Raw genomic sequence first — 16,255 nt, 5'->3', positions numbered from 1 at the left:
AACCCGTGTCACACCCGCACACCCACCTGGGCGCCGGCACACCGCCGGCACCGGACGGTGCCGCCGAATGGCAGGCCTGGTCGCAGGCGTGGACCCAGCACGTCCCGCTGCTGACCGGCCGCACCGACCTCACCGTCCTCGTCGCCCCCGGCGCCGCCGGGACCGCTCCCGAACGCTTCTATCCCGGCCTTAACCGCATCGAGGTCGACGCCACCTACATTGCCGACAGCCCCGACATCACCGACCCGTCCAAGGCCCGGCACAAGCGCCTCGTGCCCACCGGCTACGGGCTTCTCGTGCACGGCGCCGCGCACGCCGCGCACAGCCGCTGGAGCACCCCGCCCGGCACCCCGCCGATCCTCGCCCACGTCGCCCACCTACTGGAGGAATCCCGGGCCGAAGGACGCCAACGCACGCGCCGCCGCGGCGACCGCCGCTGGCTGCGCCACGTCGTACATACCCTCCTGCACCCCGACGACGCGGCCGTCGACGACGCCTGGCACGCCGGGCAACTCGCCGCCTTGCTGCTGGCCCGCGTCGATGCCCGCATCGTCACCAGCAAGGACGTCCGCCCCATCCGGGCCGCGGTCACCGGCGTCCTCGGACGCAAACGCCTACGGCACCTGCGCGACATCTGGCGCGAGGCCCACACCTGCGACGACACCGACGCCGACACCATGATCGCCCTAGCCCGACGGTGGTGCCACGTCCTCGGCATCGACCCCGACCAGCAGGACGACACCCCCGTATCGGACGCCGGCCTGTTCCCCGGCCGCCTCGCCGCGGCCCTCGTCGACTACCTCGCCGTCGCCGCTGGCGTCACCCCGGCCGAGTACGCCGCGGCGATGCTGGACCGCCGGCACAGCCCACCCTCGGAGTGGGACCGCCGGGACCCGACCGAGCAGGAACACCGCGCGGCCCGCGACCTCGCCAACCGGCTGCGGCAGGCCCGCACCCGCCACCCCGAACCCGGCCGGCGGCCCTCCGCGATCCCACCCGGGCGGCTGCGCACCCGCCACGCCATCACCGCCGACGCGCAAACCGCCGCCGGGCAACTGCCAACGGCCGCCCCGTGGCAGCAACGCGCCCACCTACCTCCCGAGAAACCCCGTCTACACCTGGCGATCCTGGTCGACCTGTCCGGGTCGATGGACCGCTACACCGCGGCGATGTCCTCCGCGGCGTGGATCTTCGCCCACGCCGCCCGCCGCGCCGACGCGACGACCACCACCATCGGCTTCGGCGACCGCACCACCATCCTGGTACCTCCACGGACCTACCCGAAGCAGGTGCTGCACATGCGCACCGACTTCGCCACCGCCACTTTCCCCGAAGCGGTCAAGGTCGCCGATCACCTTCTCGACCTGCGCCACGGCCGCACCCTACGGATGCTCGCCGTCGTCTCCGACGGCTACCTCGACGACATCCCCGCCGGCCAACGCCTCGTCACCACCCTGCATCGCGCCGGCTGCGCCGTGCTGTGGCTTCACCCCGCCGACGCGCCCACGGCGGGCGAGCCAACCGACCCGGACCAGATCTGGGGAAACACGTTCACGCACACCACTACCCTGACCGTCACCGACCCGGTCGACGCCATCGCCGCGATCGCCGACGCCGCCGTCACGGCGCTCGCCCAGGCCTGAACCCGGCCAGACCCGCCCTGTCCGGGCGGCCAACTAGTCGCACCCCCGCGTGTGGCACTGCAACGAGCTGCGGCCGGGCAGCGCCGCGCGCGGCGTCTCATGAAGTACCCCGGCCACGGGATCGCGCGGCCCGCCGCCGGCTCTCCGCCGACGGTCCGCGACTTGACCATTCGCCGTCATCGAAGCGTGGATGCGTCGCGTCCCCGACGGGCCCTGACCGACCGGGCGAGGACGCGAGACGGCGTTGCCCATCACAAGGAGTTCACCTCATGCGCTACGACACCGACAACGAATACCCCTTCGACACCGACAACCGCGCCTGGCGACGCCTCGGCGACGTCGCCAGCGAACACTTCGACGTCATCACCTGGAACCGGGACCCGGACGGCCGTCCGGTGATGCTCACCCTGGCTGACCTGCACACCGGGGACACGATCACCCTCGCGATCCTCGACTCACTCGAGATCCGCGACCCATACACGCTGCTCGCCGTCCACACCGGCGGCGAACTTGCCGCGCACGGCCCCACCAGCGGCGCCACCGCGGCCGACTCCCACGCGGCGTCGCTCGCGCTCGACAGCCCCACCCTCGCCGCGACCAGGCCCACACCGCTGCACAATCCCGCCGCCACGGCCCTGCCCGCCACCTGCTGGGTCGACCTGCCCACCGACCTCGCCGCGGCCCTACGGCCCGCACTCGACGACGCCCGCACCGCCGTCCTCATACTGCTCGACCGCGCTGGTGGCCGGCTCGCCGCCGTCGGCCCGTTCCCCACCCACACCGCCGCCGACACCTGGCAAGCCGACGACGGCCCCGGCCGCACCGCCGACCGGCTCACCGTGCCCCTGCACCCGGTCACCATCCAGGAGACCCGGCCGTGACCAGCACCCCACCGCTGGCCCGCCCCGCGCTGGCACCGATCGTGGCCGTCGACGCCGACAGCGTGCTCAACCCCGAAGACCCCACCCACGCCATGGCGCTGGGCTACCAGCCGCACCGCTACGACGGGCCCAGCCCCGACGGCCGGCACGTCACCGGCACTGTCTGGCTCCCACCCAACCACGGGCCGTGGCTGCGGGAACTGGCCAACCACTCCCAGCCGGTGTGGTGCACCAGCTGGAACCACCTCGCCGCCGAATATCGCGCCACGACTGGGATTACCAGCCACCTGGCCGCACATCCCCGTCCACGCGGGCGGATCCGCATCGGCCACCAGAGCAAACTCGGCCCTCTCTACGCCTGGGTCGCGCGGCGGCCACTCGGCGTCCTCGACGACGAGTTCGGCGGCAAGGCCCCCTTCACCGCCGACCAGCGCACCGCCGGCGGGACGCCCACCCTGCCCCGTCCGGTCAACCCGTTCCACGGGCTACGCCGCGCCGACATCGACGCGGTGCTGACCTGGCTGAGGCAGCTCTGACAACCGCACCGGCGCCCACCCGGCGCCCGGCCATCCCGTTCACCCGACTCGCGGGGCCCGTATCCACGGATGCGGGCCCCGCGCCCTAACGACAAGGAGTTGACGATGGACAGCACGTCCCAGTCCGCTGACGAACCGGCCACCGGTCGTCCAGCCCAGCTCAACGTCGGCGACCCGGACCTGCGCAAAACCCGCCTGCTCGCCCGCGAGTGCGCCACCTGCATCTTCAAGCCCGGCAACCCGATGCACCTCGACCCCGGCCGGCTCAAGCAGATGGTGAGCGAGGCGCGCGGCGACGCGGGCTACATCATCTGCCACTCGACCCTGCCGTACGCCGGAAGCCCAGTCCCGCCCGCGGTCTGCCGCGGATTCGCCGACCGCTACCGCACCTGGCAACTCCAAGTCATGGAACGACTCTGGGGCTTCGTCGAAATCGAACCACCCAACCCGGACCCCACCCCTACTCCCGAGTAACCAGGAGACACCCACCATGCCGAACATCGACGACGTCCTCCGACGCCAAGAACAGATCATCGACACCATCGGCTGGGCCGTCACGCACGTCCTGCCCACCGACGACGACCCCGACACCACCACCCCGTTCGCCTACACCGTCGGACTCACCGCCCACCACCACCCCGAACTGATCACCGCCGGGCTACCGGCCGAGGTCGCCCACAGCCTGCTCAACGACCTCGCCCGCCGGGTCTACGACAGGGCCGAACGGTTCAGCCACGGCCAGCGCGTCAGCGACCTCATCGCCGGCTACGACGCGATCATCATCGACGGGCCACCCACCGACGACCTGCTGCCCGGGATGGCGATCGCCCGCTACGGCCGCCACCAGATCCGCCTCCAGCAGCTCGTCTGGCCCGACCAGCAGGGCCGATTCCCCTGGGACAGCGAGTACAACCTCGACCCGCAGGCACAACCCCTGATCGCCCAGCCGTAGCGCGACCAATCGGCGCCGCCCGGGATCCGGACGCCCCAGACGCCGGATCCCGGGCACGACCGAACCGCTGGCCCACAAAGGTGGCAGCACCAGATGCGCTGGAAACCCGCGTTGAACGCCTTCGCCATCACCTTCAGCGACCGCTTCCCAGCCGCTGAAACCTACTAACCAAGATCGCCGAAAACACCCTTAGCGAGAGAGGCCTTCCTCGCGAGGCCGGTGTGGTATTGCCCGCTATGCGCTTGGTCAGGTTCTGGTTCTTGATCGCGTCGATGTGGATCATGGGTTCAGTCATCCGTGCCCGTAAGGCCGATTCTCTTGTCGGTGCGGCGCGGGAGGATGAGCAGGCAACGCTGGATCAACGTGAATGGGAGTGGATTTGGCGAGTGAGCTGACGCCGCGCTTCTTCACTGCCCACGAAGCATCGGAGGTAGCCCACCTCGTTGCCGATCATGACCCTGAGACGCCGCGCACGGTCGCCCTCCTACCCGAGGACGAGACGGCGGCCGACGCCGGCGTCATCGCGCTGGTCGAGCGGCTACACAGCCTGCCGAAGTCGATCCGGTCCGCCCTGAAGCGGGCGGGCGACAGTGCCGCCTACCTCAGCGATGACCGCCTTCAGGGGCTGGCTGAGCTCATTCAGAACGCGGATGACCTCGGCGCAACCGAGACCACTATCGCGGTCGATAGCCGAGGGTCACGGCTGCTGTTCTCGCACAACGGGGCCGCGCTCACCCTGCATGACGTCTGGGCGCTGGCTATCCCGTGGCTCAGCCTCAAGGCCGCCGACGAGGAGAAGCTCGGCCGCTTCGGCATCGGGCTGAAGACGCTCCACTCGCTCTCAGACGTCCTCGAGGTTTATCAAGGCCACTTCCGCGTGCGGTTCAGTTCCGACACGATCCGGCCATTGAACGAGCACATCGCCTGGCCGCAGGCCGACGGTTCGACGACGACGTTCGCTATCCCCTTCCCCCCTGGCGTTGTCGACAGCGACGACGCCGCGAAGTGGCTCAGGCACTGGGATGACGCGGGCTTGGTCTTCCTCCGCCACCTCTCGACGGTCCGGCTGGTCGACGAGTCGGAGCGCGAGGTCGTCCGACTGCAGCTCGAGTCCGGCCCTGAAGACGCACTGGAGCTTCCCGGTGGCCGCACGTCTCGGCGCCAAGTCACGGCTGCCGACGGCCGTCAGTGGCTGGTCTACAGCCGCATTGCCGCTTCACCTGCCGAGGTGGAGCGGGTGGGGAAGGCGCAAGGCACTCGTACACCGATGGCCTTCGCGTTCGCGATGTTCGAAGGCGATACCGGACACATCCACGTTGGCTTACCAGTTCGGCCAGTCGGCCTGCCCTTCCGCCTTCTCGCGCAGTTCGATCCCCAACCTTCTCGTCGCGATATCGCCGATACCGACTGGAACCTGGCTCTCGTCCCACTACTCAGCGATCTCTGGCGCGACGCGGCGCTCGACGTCTTCCGCCTAGCGCCCGCGCAGGGCTGGGCGACCGTCCCGACGACGGCCGAGTTCGAGGCAGACCAACGCACAACCGGTCGGCTCCGAGCCCGCCTCGAAGAGCATCTACTACGTAGGGCTCGCGTCGAGTTCGCCGCAGCCCTGACCCTGCACCACACAGGGACCACGTACCAGCTCGACGATCTAGTCTACGAGGCGGCCGAGCTCAGTCCAGTCCTCTCCCCCGAGGACCTTTGCTTGGTGTCGGGACAGCCAGGCGTGCTGGCCCAGTCAGCGCGATCGAGCGACGGCCGCTGGCGCGATGTACTTGACGACCTTCGTGCCGTAGGAGCCGCCACGCCGACCCGGGTGAGCGTTGCCGACGCCACCGCCCTGCTGGATGACGACCAGCGATCGCCACAGTTCGTCGCCGATCTAATAGCAGTCGCGGTCGAAGCGGGCCTTGGCACCGCACTCGATTCACGAGCCTGTCTGGTGCTTGACAGCGGCGTCCGCGTGCCACCATCGAGCCGAAAGGGCTTGGCGGTCCTGCTCCCGGCGAATCCCGACGCGGTTTGGGAGCTGCTGGGAATCGGGGCACGGCTACACCCCGCGTTCATGGGTCGGCCGCACTGGACCGTGATCCGCGACTGGCTCCAGGAGAGGAAGTTGCTGCGGCCGTCGGCGACGAGCGCGGGCGCACTGTTCGTTCTGGCGGACGCTGGCAAGGCGGGAACCCCTCTGGAACGTCCCTTGACCGATGCCCAGGTCGACGGACTTCGTCGGGCACTCGAAGCGATCCCAGAGGCCGAGCGTCCAGCAATCGGCGCTGGCGTTGGCCGGGCGGTCAAGGTCGATGCCGTCATGTACGACGCGAGCGGTCAGCGGAACAGTACCCATGCCCGTCCGTGCGATGCCTACGTCATTGAGCGCGAGGTCAACACCTGGTTCGTGGCCGCCGGGAAGACGCCGGGCCTGATCTGGATCGACCGGCGCTACTCGGACAAGATCCGGACCGACGGCGGCCGTGACGGCATCGGCGCCCAGCGCTTGTTCCGCCTGCTCGGTGCCGATGTAGCGCCTCGCATCAACCGCCACCCGGCCAACCAAGCGCGGTATTCGAACCATCGCCCCGGCGTACCTGCATTGGCTGCCAGGTCACCGGCGCGCCGTCGCGAGATACTGCAGCACCTGCAGGCGACCTACACCCTTGGGGACTGGATTGCGCCGGACCTCGATGCGGTCCTGGCAAGCATTGCGAAGGAGAAGGACCCAGGCCAACGGCGCCGGCGAGCGGGCGCTGTGCTCGGCGCCCTCGCACGGGCCTGGGATCGTCTGCGCGAACGTTCGCGCGTCATAGCGGCCACCCCTCACTACGGTTGGGTGGACAAGGGCACCGTCGATGCCTGGTGGATCAGCAGCGCGGCCTCAATCGCGTGGCTGCCGTCCGAGGAGGACAAGGCAACGGCGCCCGACCAGCTCCGAATCAAGAGCTCGGCGACCGTAGCGCTCTACGGCGACGACCCGGAGCGGTACCTGAACCCGGCCCTCGACAACGAGGCCTATCGCGAAGTTCTCGCTCGCATCGGCGTCGCCGGCGACCCAACGGTGACCGAACTCATCCAGAAGCTTGGAGAAGTACGTGCCAAGACCAATTCGGCACCCAACGCGGCAGAGGATCTCGCGGCACCGCTCTACCAGGCACTCGCTGCCCAGGTCCGCAGCCAGCGACTAGGCGGGCAGCCGGCAACTGCAGCCCGGAACGCCTTCGGTCGCGGCGACGGCCTGATCGCAACCCGGGGCGGTTGGCGTCGACCGAGCGTGGTGCTTGCTGGCCCGCCGATCTTCGGCGACATGCGCGACTTCGTGCCATCAGTCTCGGCCACCGACGCGCTCTGGACGCTGCTTGCCATCCACCGACCAACCCCCCAGGACGCGCGCGGCGTGCTCGGCGAACTCGCGCGCAAGAAGTCGCTGAAGCCAAACGAAAAGCTGATCATGCTCGAAGCGCTCCGGCTGCTAGTCGGAGCGCCTGAGGCCGAACTCGCCAAGCTCAGGAAGGCATCTGTCTGGGTCGGTGATCGGTGGGAGCGAAAGCGACCTGTCTACGCGACGCGCAATGCGCTGATCGCTCAGGTGCTCAAGCCTCGAGTGCCGATCTGGAGCCCCGGTGGGTCGCTGACCCAGCTCGATCCGCTGGTTGAGGCATACAGGCTGACGCGGCTCGACGCTCCCCACGGGCAGGTGCTCGACCCGGACGATGCGACCTACCAGGCGGAACTCACGCAAGTCTTCTACCGCGCTGTCGCTAATCTCCGGGCCGACCTTGCGTTGAGCGACCCCAAGGCTGAGCAGAGCCTGCGCGTCTCGTGGGGCGAACTGGAGGCGGTCAGCATCAAGCAGTCGCCTCGGCTCCGGGTCCGGTTGGTCGAGCCAAGCTACGACCTCGATGAAACCGTCGAGCTTGACACCTGGTTCGACCTAACCGCCGGCGTATTTTACGTCGCTGACGATCGGGCGATTGGCTCCCCGAGTTCGGGTGCCCACGCCATCGCATCCGTCTTCGACGGCGACGCCCGTCGGATCGCTCACGACTGGGTGGCCGCCTGGTCGGTCGCCCTCGAAGGGCACCGCGAGGAAGAGATCACAACGGCAGCGAGCTTAGACGCCGAACGCAAGAAGGAGCGCGACGAGCGCAGCGAGGAACTCCTGCGGGAGTTGGCCGAGCAGGGCAAGAGCCGGCGCTCGAACAGCAAGGGCACTTCAGACATTAGGCGCAGCAAGGCGGCTACCGCGACCAAGGCTACCGAGGCCAAGCCGAAGACGACCAGACAGTTGGTGGACCCCGACAGCCTTAAGCTGAAGAACGAGGACGGCGAGATCGTCGGTGGGGCGCCTGTCGGCGACGGTGAACCCGCTGGCAGGAAGTCGACGCCATCGTCTGGTAAGCCTCGCAACCCCGACGCCTCGAACCCCAAGAAACCATCGGTGGGTGGCGGACGTACCAAGAACTACACCGAGGCAGAGCGGGAAACTGACGGGCTGGCGCTGGTACGGCGCGTACTTGGAGGCGACGAGGAACAGATTGTCGACATCCGACATCAACGCAACGTCGGCGCTGACGCGATCGACGATCTGAACAACTTCTTCGAACTCAAGGTCCACGCCGGGCCGATCCCCGAGAGCGTCTCGCTAACTAGCGCCGAGTTCCGCCGTGCCCAGGAGACCGAGCAGTTCTTCCTCGTCGTGGTCGGAAACGTCGAGCAAGGCGTCAAGGATCCGGAGGTCCGGATCATCACGGATCCGCTCAACCACCTCAGCGTGCTTCCGCAGGGCTCCGTCAATCTGGGAGGCATCCGCGACGCCAAGGCGCTGCGCTTCACGTTCGAGTCGTGACGGGCTGAGGACCGGCAACAACTGAAGCTTCTTCATTGTGGCGTGATCTCGGACGTGAGCGCGAGTCGTAGGCTACTGCCCTGATCTCGCTTACTCTCATGCCGCGACCCACGCTCCCGGCCCGCGATGCAGTGACAGATGTAGCCGGACGAAGGCCGTCTCCAGTCACGATAGGAGCCTCCACGCCGGCCGCCAGGCCCTCGACGTCATGTGGATCTCTGTGAGAGGCGGCGTTTACTGACGCACTCAGACCTGTACGCCGACGGCCGGTAGGCGGTCGTTTTTGTTTGACATCACTCGCTGCGGCTCGTGCGCCGGGTGGGGCCGGGCTGGCGTCCGGTCCGTCGCCTGGCGATCCCCGGTCGCCGGGGGTAGTCCGCCGGCAGGTATCGGTAGACCGATCGCAGTGACTTGCCGATTCTTTCGGCGAGCAGTTCAGGGTCCAGGTTCGGCTCCTTGCGCAGCCAGTAGGCCACTGCCTGCGCGGTTCCCCGGGGCACTTCCGAGTCCTCGTCGTCGTTGGCGTCGTCGGCGGCAGCATTCTGACCGCCGCCGTCCGTCTCCTCGTCGGCGTTCGCGCCAAGGACGTCCTTGTCGTCCACGGACCTGTCTGCCGGGTCCGCGTCGGCCGGATCGTCCGGCGACAGAGCTTCAGGCGGGTCAGCGTTGCAGCTCTCGGCACTCTGCTGGTGGCTCCTCGGGGCCGGCGCGGGGTTCTCCTCTGGCTCTGGTCTTGGCTCCTGCCGGTCATCGCGAGGCGTGTCCGCCGCCGGCGCGGTGGGCGCTTGCGGCGCGGAGCGGGCGGGCTCGGGTGCCGGTGGTGCGTCGGCGATGCGCTCTGGCCTGAACCAGCGACGGCGGTAACGGGAACTGTGGGCCGTCATGATCCGCTGCGGGGCGAGGTCAGCGGCCAGGAGTGTGGTCAGCCCGTTGTAGTCGGCGGTGGCCGCGAGGCGTGCGGCGATCTCGTCCAGGTCGTACACGTGTACGGCGATGTCGGCGGTGGTGGGGTCTACGGCGGTTCTGATCTTGTGGTGGAGCACCTTGGCGATCGCGGCATCGCGGCGTCGGCGGTCGATCGCGGTGCGGGCCGCGGTGAGGGACTCGTACAGGTCGAGACCGTTAGCCTTGGCAATGGACCGCGCCCGGGAGGTGACGACGGGGTGGCAAATCCAATGCCCGAACACCTCGTAGGCCGGTGGTGTGGGCGGCAGGCCCCCGGTGACGCGCAGCCGGTCGCGGCGCTGGTTGCCGGCGTGCATCAGCCAGACGAGGTATCCGAGGGCGGACATGCCCGCGTAGAAGCCGCCAACTAGGTGGTCGGGATGGGCGGCCCCGTTAAAGGTGACGGCTCCGGCGGCGATCGCGGCGGACAGCAGGCGTGATCCGATTGCCCGCTCGCCGAGGCGGCGTCGCACGTCGGCGTTGGCCATCACGACCACGCCGCCCAGTTCGAGCGCCGCGACGGCCGGGACCGCGACGACCAGCGCGACGCCCAGTGTGTGGACGGCGCCGGTGACTTGTCCAACGAGGGCGACCAACAGCACCAGGACGTAGAACACCTGGCGCAGCCAGGCGGCCTGCCGGACTGCCGTGGCCAGCTCGGCGTCCACCGTGTCCAGGGTCGCCGGGGACGTAGCTTGTCGATGCGCCGATCCGCCCTGAGGACTGCGGGCGGGCCCAGGATGGCCGGTGAGTACGGCTGCTCGCAGGGGCGATTCGGTGCCGTTGCGGTCCCAGTTCGTCGTCTGCGGGCCGCCGCTGTTGGGCTGATCGTGGAGGCTGCCACGACGAGCGTCGGGTGCCGCCGAAGGGTCCGGCGTCATGGGTGCAGTCCGCTGTTGTGAGAGTCGGTCTTCCCGGTCGGCTTCTGCCGGCGCAGGTCGGCGATGAGCCGGTCGGCGAGTCTGAGGGTGTCCTCGCTGGGTTCGGCGTCGATCTCGTCGAGCCGGCGGGTGAGGGCCCGGCGTAGGGAGCGAACCTGCTCGAGGTGTCCGAGTGCGGCGTGGGCGCGCATCGCTTGCTGGTAGATGGCTTCGGCGTACGGGTCGTGGCGTATCGCGGCCTTCAGGACGGTCAGGGCTTGTGTCGGGTCAGGGGTAGCGGCGGCGAGGGCGAGGTGGGCGTCGAGGGCTTGGCGGCGGATGCCCTCGCGGTATGCCTCGATCCATTCGTAGTCGAATCCGTCGGCGAGTGTGCCGTCGTAGGCGTCGACGGCGCGCTGCAGTGCGGCGGTGCGGTCGGCGTCGGTGGTAGCGCGCGCAGCGTCGCGCAGCGCGGCGCGCATGCGCCACAGGTCGGTGTCGAGGGCGTCGCGGTTGAGGGCGTAGCGGCGCGACGGGTGAGTGAGGTAGGTGGCGGGTCCTCCGGTGAGGACGAGGGTTTTGCGTAGGGCCGATACGTAGGTGTGCAGACGGTGCGGTGCCTTCGACGCGGGTGCGTCGGGCAGCAGGTCGTCGAGGATGCTGTCCTGTGCGGCGTCGCCGTCCTGAACGACGAGGTAGACCAGCAGCTCGAGGGCTTTCGCCCGCAGCGGCGTGGTCGTGTCCATATCCACGATGCGGGCCCCGCCGAACACTCGAACGTCGACGAGTGCGCCGGTACGGGAAGACTGGTCGTCGCCCGCCGGGTGCGGTTCATTGCTTGCGTGATCGCGGCGCTCGTGCGGTTGCGCGGTGGCGGAATGCTCGGGTGTCGGGTTCGGATCGTCGGCGGCGACGACCAGCCTGTCGGGGTCGCCGATGTCAGTGTGATCGGGCAAGCCGGCGATGACACCGCTGGCTGCGGCCCGTCGTGGTCCCTGACCGATGACAGGGCGCGGCGGTGCGGTCGATACCGGTGCGCGGCGCTCGCTGGGCTGCACTTCGGCAGGAATGTCGACGCTCTGGGGCGGGGTAAGTACGTTGCGGCGACCGGCATTGGCGGGGCGCGGGCCGAGCTGCGGGGCAGCCTCGTCATCGCTTTGGGGTGCCGCGTTGCTGTTTTCGGCGAGGTGCCTGACGGTTGCGGGTAGTGGTACGCGCTGCGCGGGTGCTGGCGGTTGAGGCTCGCCGGTATGGGACTCGGCGAGGAGCCGCAGCAGTTCGGCGGTCTCGCTGCGGTTGATGACGCTCAGGCGGCCGACGGCGGAAGGACAGCTGTGCTGTTTCGCGTCGTGCTTAATGATGCTGGTGGAGCCGTCTTCGGCGACGAGGATGGTGTCTCCATCGGGCCAGGCGCCGAGCAGGACGCCGTGGATGTCGAGCCGGTGCCCTTGCGTGAGCAGCGCGGCGATGCGGGCGCGCACGTGAGCAGCGGTGGGGGCGGCGATCAGCACCGTCGGCGGCACGGGCTCGGCTATCGGGTCCCGGTCCCGCAGGTCGGCGATCGTGTCGACCTCATAGTCGCCGCACAGGCGTGCGCGGTGCAGCGTCCGCTCCTCTATCAGCGTCAGCGCGTCGCTGAGTCCGCTGGTGATGGTCATCCGCGGGGTGTCCGCCAGTGTGATTGTGGTGGTGCCTAGGAGCATGGTGAGGGTGTCCGAGGCGATGACGACGTGGTGGCGGCTATTAGGGTCGTCCGGTCCGCCGGCGGCGAGGGCGGACACCAGCGCGCCTCGGGCCGCTGCCTCGGCTCCGGGCCCGATCAGACCGAGTCCCGCCGACGGCCATACCTCGATCAGCGGGCGGGTCGGCGCGGGTATAGGCGGCTGCGACTCGTGCGCCGTGAGCGTGGAGGTCTCGTCGTCCGCCGCGTCTGCCGGTTCCGAGTCGGCATCCGCGACGGGTTCGTCGGGCGGAGGGTCGAGGTCGGGGTTGGGGTCAGGGATCGTCTTGGTGCTCGGTGTCAGGGCCCGTAGGCCGCGACGGATCCGGGTGACCACTGCCGGCATCGGTTCGACGCTCGGGTCGTCGAGGCGTGGGCGCGCGGTGGGTTGCTGGGGGATGTAGCGGCGACGGCGGTGTGCCCAAACGAGGGCCACCGCGGCGAGGACTGCGGCGGCGAGTCCCATGTCGAGCCAGCTACCCGTACCGAGCGACACACCCGGCTGAGGTCGCGGCGTCGGGGCGGTTCGGTCGTCGGCGGTGCGAGTGGTGGGCGTGGCAGCCGGTCCCGACGCCGAAGCATGGTCGGCTGGCGCAGACGTGGGCGCTGGGGCGGACTCCACAAGGCCATCGTCGGTGTCCGTTCCGGTCGGGCTGCTGGACGGTCCTGACGGAGTTGATGTCGTCGGCGTTGGGGCAGGCGCCGGTCGGGGCGAGGGGCGTGGTGCTTCGACCGTGGGAGGTAGTCGCAGTGTCCAGCCCGGGTAGATGAGGTCAGGGTCGCGCAGTGTCCCACCGGTGTGGGGGAAGCGGGTGCCACGGTTGGCGGTGAAGATCTCGGGCCAGCGGTCCGCGTCGCCGAGGCGGTCCTGGGCGATGCGGGACAACGTGTCGCCGCGCCGCACCGTGTAGGTGTGCCTGGCCTGGTCCTTGCCGTTAGTTGGTGAGGTGGTCTGGTCGTCGGCGTGGGCGCGCGCGGTGGCTGCTGGGCCCTGCGGTGCGTGGGTCGTCTCCGCGGCCGGGGTGGTGGTCGCGTTGGCGTCGGCGGGCGTCGCGGTGGCCGCTGTGCTGACGGCGGTTGCTCCGAGGACAGCCGCCGTGATGCCCTGCAGCGGCCCGGGCATGTGCAGCCGCGGTAGTCGCCGTGACATCCGGGCGGCCTGGGCGTACAGGCGGGCCGTGATGGCGGCGGCGAGCATTGCCCACAGCAGCCACGCCGCGAGGTAGGCGATGGCGGCGAGGAAGCCGCCGCTGAGGGGCTCCTCGACCCAGCTGCGGAGCAGGGTCGTCCATGAGCCCTGCGGGCGTGGCCATCTGCCGAGGCGGACGAGCGTGATCGGCACAGCGACGACCAGCAGGGTGGCCGCCGACGTGTGAGCGGCCGAAGCGACCCTGGACCTCATCGCCCCTCCCTTGCTGCCGTGTGACGGGACCCGGACGCCGCCCGGCACCGAGCCGGCTTGGCGGCGCCGTGAAACGTTGGCCACGAATCGACCGTAGGGCGAGCGGCAGAAGACGATGCGGTTCCGCTGGCTGACAGGACCTCACACGACCTGACACGACCTCACAACCCCAGCTCACAGACAGTCGATCGGAGTCGAGACGGTGCGACCGGCGGGATCTGCTGAGGCCACGACGCGACCTCGTCAGCAGGACGAGCTGGTTGTCTGGGACCGAGTAGGGGAAGCCGGAAGTGGAAACGGAGCCGGAAGTGCAGGGGTAGCACAGTTCGGGCTTTCCCTAACTGGGTTGCCCGTGCGCTCGGAGCGGGCGGCGTTACCGGGTGGGGATGGCGGGATGGTCCATGAGAGTGGCTTTCGTGAGCGCCGTGTCGGTGGGGAGGATGCCCGCTGCGGCGAGACGACGGGCGTAATCCTTCCGCAGGTGGTCGGCCGCGTCGTGGTCGCCGAGGGTGATGAGTGCGCTGACTGCGCGGGTGTGCAGGTCGGCGTTGTACGGGTCGATGCGGATGCCGGCCTGCAGCCATGCCAGGGCCTGACGGGCGTCAGGGCTGGCGCTGGCGAGAGCCGCGTGTGCGTCGATGACGTGGCGGCGGGTGGCCTCGCGGATCGGGTCGAGCCAGGGCCAGGTCCGTCGGGCGGCGAGGTCAGCGGGGTAGGCGTCGATGACGGCCTTCCAGGTCGTCGCGTCGGTGGTGACGGCGGTGGTGGCGTTACGGACCGCGTGGCGGAAGTGCCACAGGTCGACGGTGACGTTGGTGGGGTCGAGGCGGTACCGGTCGTCAGTGTGCTCGATGAGGGTCACTCCTGCCGTGGACCGGATGGTGGCGCGGAGGTCGCTGAGGGTGGTGTACAGGCGGCCGGTGAGAGAGCGGCGGGGCAGGCCCGGCCAGATAGCGTCGGTCAGCTGTCGGGTGTCGGCTCCGTCGGGCTGGGCGGCGAGGAACACCAAGACTTGGAGCGCGGCGGTACGCCGGATCTCCACAGGGTGGCCGTCCAGCAGCATTGTCGGTTCGCCCAGCACGCGCAGGTGAAGGCGTCGCTTGTCGTTGCTTGTGCCGCCGGGGTGGTCCTGGGCGGTGGCCTCCCACTGCGGGGACCGGCCTGCCAGGGTGGGGTTGCGCGACGGGCCGGAGATGCCAGGCTGTGGCGGTGCCGGGTCGGGGTAGCCGATGACGGTGAGCAGGTCGGTGGCCGTTACCTGGGTAAGGACGCACATCCGTGGCCCGGCTGACCCGCTGCCGTCCTGGTGGTGGGTGCGCCCCGACGGGTCGACCTGCCATGTCTGGCCGGCCGGCCACCGTCCAAGCACGGCCACCGGGGCGGAGGCGGTGGCCAGACTCGCCAGGGTCTCGGCGTTGTCCGTCGCGGACCCGACATCGACGATGAGGGTTGGTCCGGGTGAGCCGGCGCCCTTCTGCGTGTCTCGTTGTGCCTGGTCTCGTCCGCCCAGGCCACGACCAGGGTGAGCTCCGGAGAAGAACTCCGCTGCCTGCCCGAGGTTGTCGATGACGGCCAGCCCCGGCAGGCGCCGGCCCAGCGTTTCGGCGGTGGGGCCGAGCAACCCGGCCAGGACAGGTCGGGTGACGACCACGGACGCCGCCGGGTGATGACGCCCAGCTAGGAGGCTGGTGACGAGCAGGCCTCGCGCCGCGTCCTGCGCCCCCAGCCCGGTTAGACCGACCCCACCTCGGGGGAAAGCCCCACCAACGGTTGGCCGGTCGAGCAGCGACGAGCCCGCCGAGGCGACGCCGGGTTCGGTAGGCGGTGGCGTCGAGTCGGCGAGGGCGGCTTGTACGGCCGCCACTGTCGGGGGCAGCGGCGCCAGGTCCGTGTCCTCGCGGCTCGGTGGACCGGGCGGGCGGGGCCGGTAGGAGCGGCGGCGACGGAGCCACACCAGCGCCGCCGCCGCGCTGACCTGCTCCGCCACGTCGCGCGGCAGCCAGCCACCGGCGACGCTGATCCCCGCGTCGACTAGGACGTCGCCGTCTGATGGCGTCAGGTTGCCGGCCTCATCCAGGGTTCCTGCCGCTACCGGCTGCGTGGGCGGCGGTGGCGGTGCGGTGATCGCGTGGGAGCTGACGCCGAGGACGGCTGCGCCGGCGATGCCGCCGGCGGTGGCTTGCAAGGGTGTCGGCAGCGGCATGCGCCGCAACCAGGACACGGTGGCGCTCAGGCGGGTCAGCACCCGGATTGTGGCCGTGTAGGCGAGCAGGAGCCACACCAGCCAGGCCGCGATGGTCAGCGCGGCGGTGAGGGTCTGTTCGGTCAGCGGGTTCTGCACCCACTCGCGTGCCTGCGCGGCGGTCGGCCACCCTTGTATGGGTGCTCCGATCAGTGACATCAGCACTATCGGAGGGCCGGCCAGAAGGGTGAGGACGAACAGCAGCGACATCAGCTGCCGCGGCCACCGCAT

9 protein-coding genes are annotated in these 16,255 nt (G+C 69.8%); 6 read left to right on the top strand and 3 right to left on the bottom strand.

Features of this window, described 5'->3' with window-relative positions; genetic code table 11:
• The first annotated feature begins 5 nt into the window (after positions 1-5).
• From AB0877_RS07260 to AB0877_RS07235, 6 genes are all read left to right on the top strand, one after another.
• A complete protein-coding gene (locus AB0877_RS07260) occupies positions 6-1,643 on the top strand; it encodes a VWA domain-containing protein (protein ID WP_366607480.1) in 1,638 nt (545 codons plus the stop codon).
• A 269-nt stretch (positions 1,644-1,912) separates the two neighbouring features.
• Positions 1,913-2,524: a hypothetical protein gene (locus AB0877_RS07255; RefSeq protein ID WP_366607478.1), complete on the top strand. Its 612-nt coding sequence runs from the start codon at positions 1,913-1,915 to the stop codon at positions 2,522-2,524.
• Complete coding sequence (locus tag AB0877_RS07250; protein WP_366607476.1) at positions 2,521-3,060, top strand: hypothetical protein; 540 nt, start codon at positions 2,521-2,523, stop codon at positions 3,058-3,060. The genes AB0877_RS07255 and AB0877_RS07250 overlap by 4 nt, the downstream gene beginning before the upstream one ends.
• 105 nt (positions 3,061-3,165) lie before the next feature.
• Positions 3,166-3,534, top strand: coding sequence for a hypothetical protein (locus tag AB0877_RS07245; protein ID WP_366607474.1), 369 nt, complete (start codon positions 3,166-3,168; stop codon positions 3,532-3,534).
• Positions 3,535-3,550: 16 nt separating this feature from the next.
• Positions 3,551-4,012 carry a DUF4262 domain-containing protein gene (locus AB0877_RS07240; protein WP_366607472.1) on the top strand — a complete coding sequence of 154 codons (462 nt, stop codon included), beginning with the start codon at positions 3,551-3,553 and terminating at the stop codon, positions 4,010-4,012.
• 379 nt (positions 4,013-4,391) lie between these two features.
• Positions 4,392-8,855, top strand: a complete 4,464-nt coding sequence (locus AB0877_RS07235; protein ID WP_366607470.1) for a hypothetical protein — start codon at positions 4,392-4,394, stop codon at positions 8,853-8,855.
• A 293-nt stretch (positions 8,856-9,148) separates the two neighbouring features.
• Here AB0877_RS07235 and AB0877_RS07230 read toward each other — a convergent pair whose 3' ends face one another.
• The 3 genes from AB0877_RS07230 to AB0877_RS07220 all read right to left on the bottom strand — a co-directional run bounded on the left by AB0877_RS07230 (position 9,149) and on the right by AB0877_RS07220 (position 16,255).
• The gene (locus AB0877_RS07230; protein ID WP_366607469.1) at positions 9,149-10,468 is read right to left on the bottom strand and encodes a hypothetical protein; all 1,320 of its coding nucleotides are present in this window, start codon (positions 10,466-10,468) and stop codon (positions 9,149-9,151) included.
• 209 nt (positions 10,469-10,677) lie between these two features.
• On the bottom strand, positions 10,678-13,722 hold the full coding sequence (locus tag AB0877_RS07225) for a BTAD domain-containing putative transcriptional regulator (RefSeq protein ID WP_366607468.1): 3,045 nt from the start codon (positions 13,720-13,722) through the stop codon (positions 10,678-10,680).
• A gap of 433 nt (positions 13,723-14,155) precedes the next feature.
• Positions 14,156-16,255, bottom strand: coding sequence for a hypothetical protein (locus tag AB0877_RS07220; protein WP_366607466.1), 2,100 nt, complete (start codon positions 16,253-16,255; stop codon positions 14,156-14,158).

The sequence above is a fragment of the Micromonospora sp. NPDC047644 genome (genome assembly GCF_040704315.1).
Classification (GTDB): Bacteria; Actinomycetota; Actinomycetes; order Mycobacteriales; family Micromonosporaceae; genus Micromonospora.
This window is presented reverse-complemented; position numbering and strand designations above follow the sequence as displayed.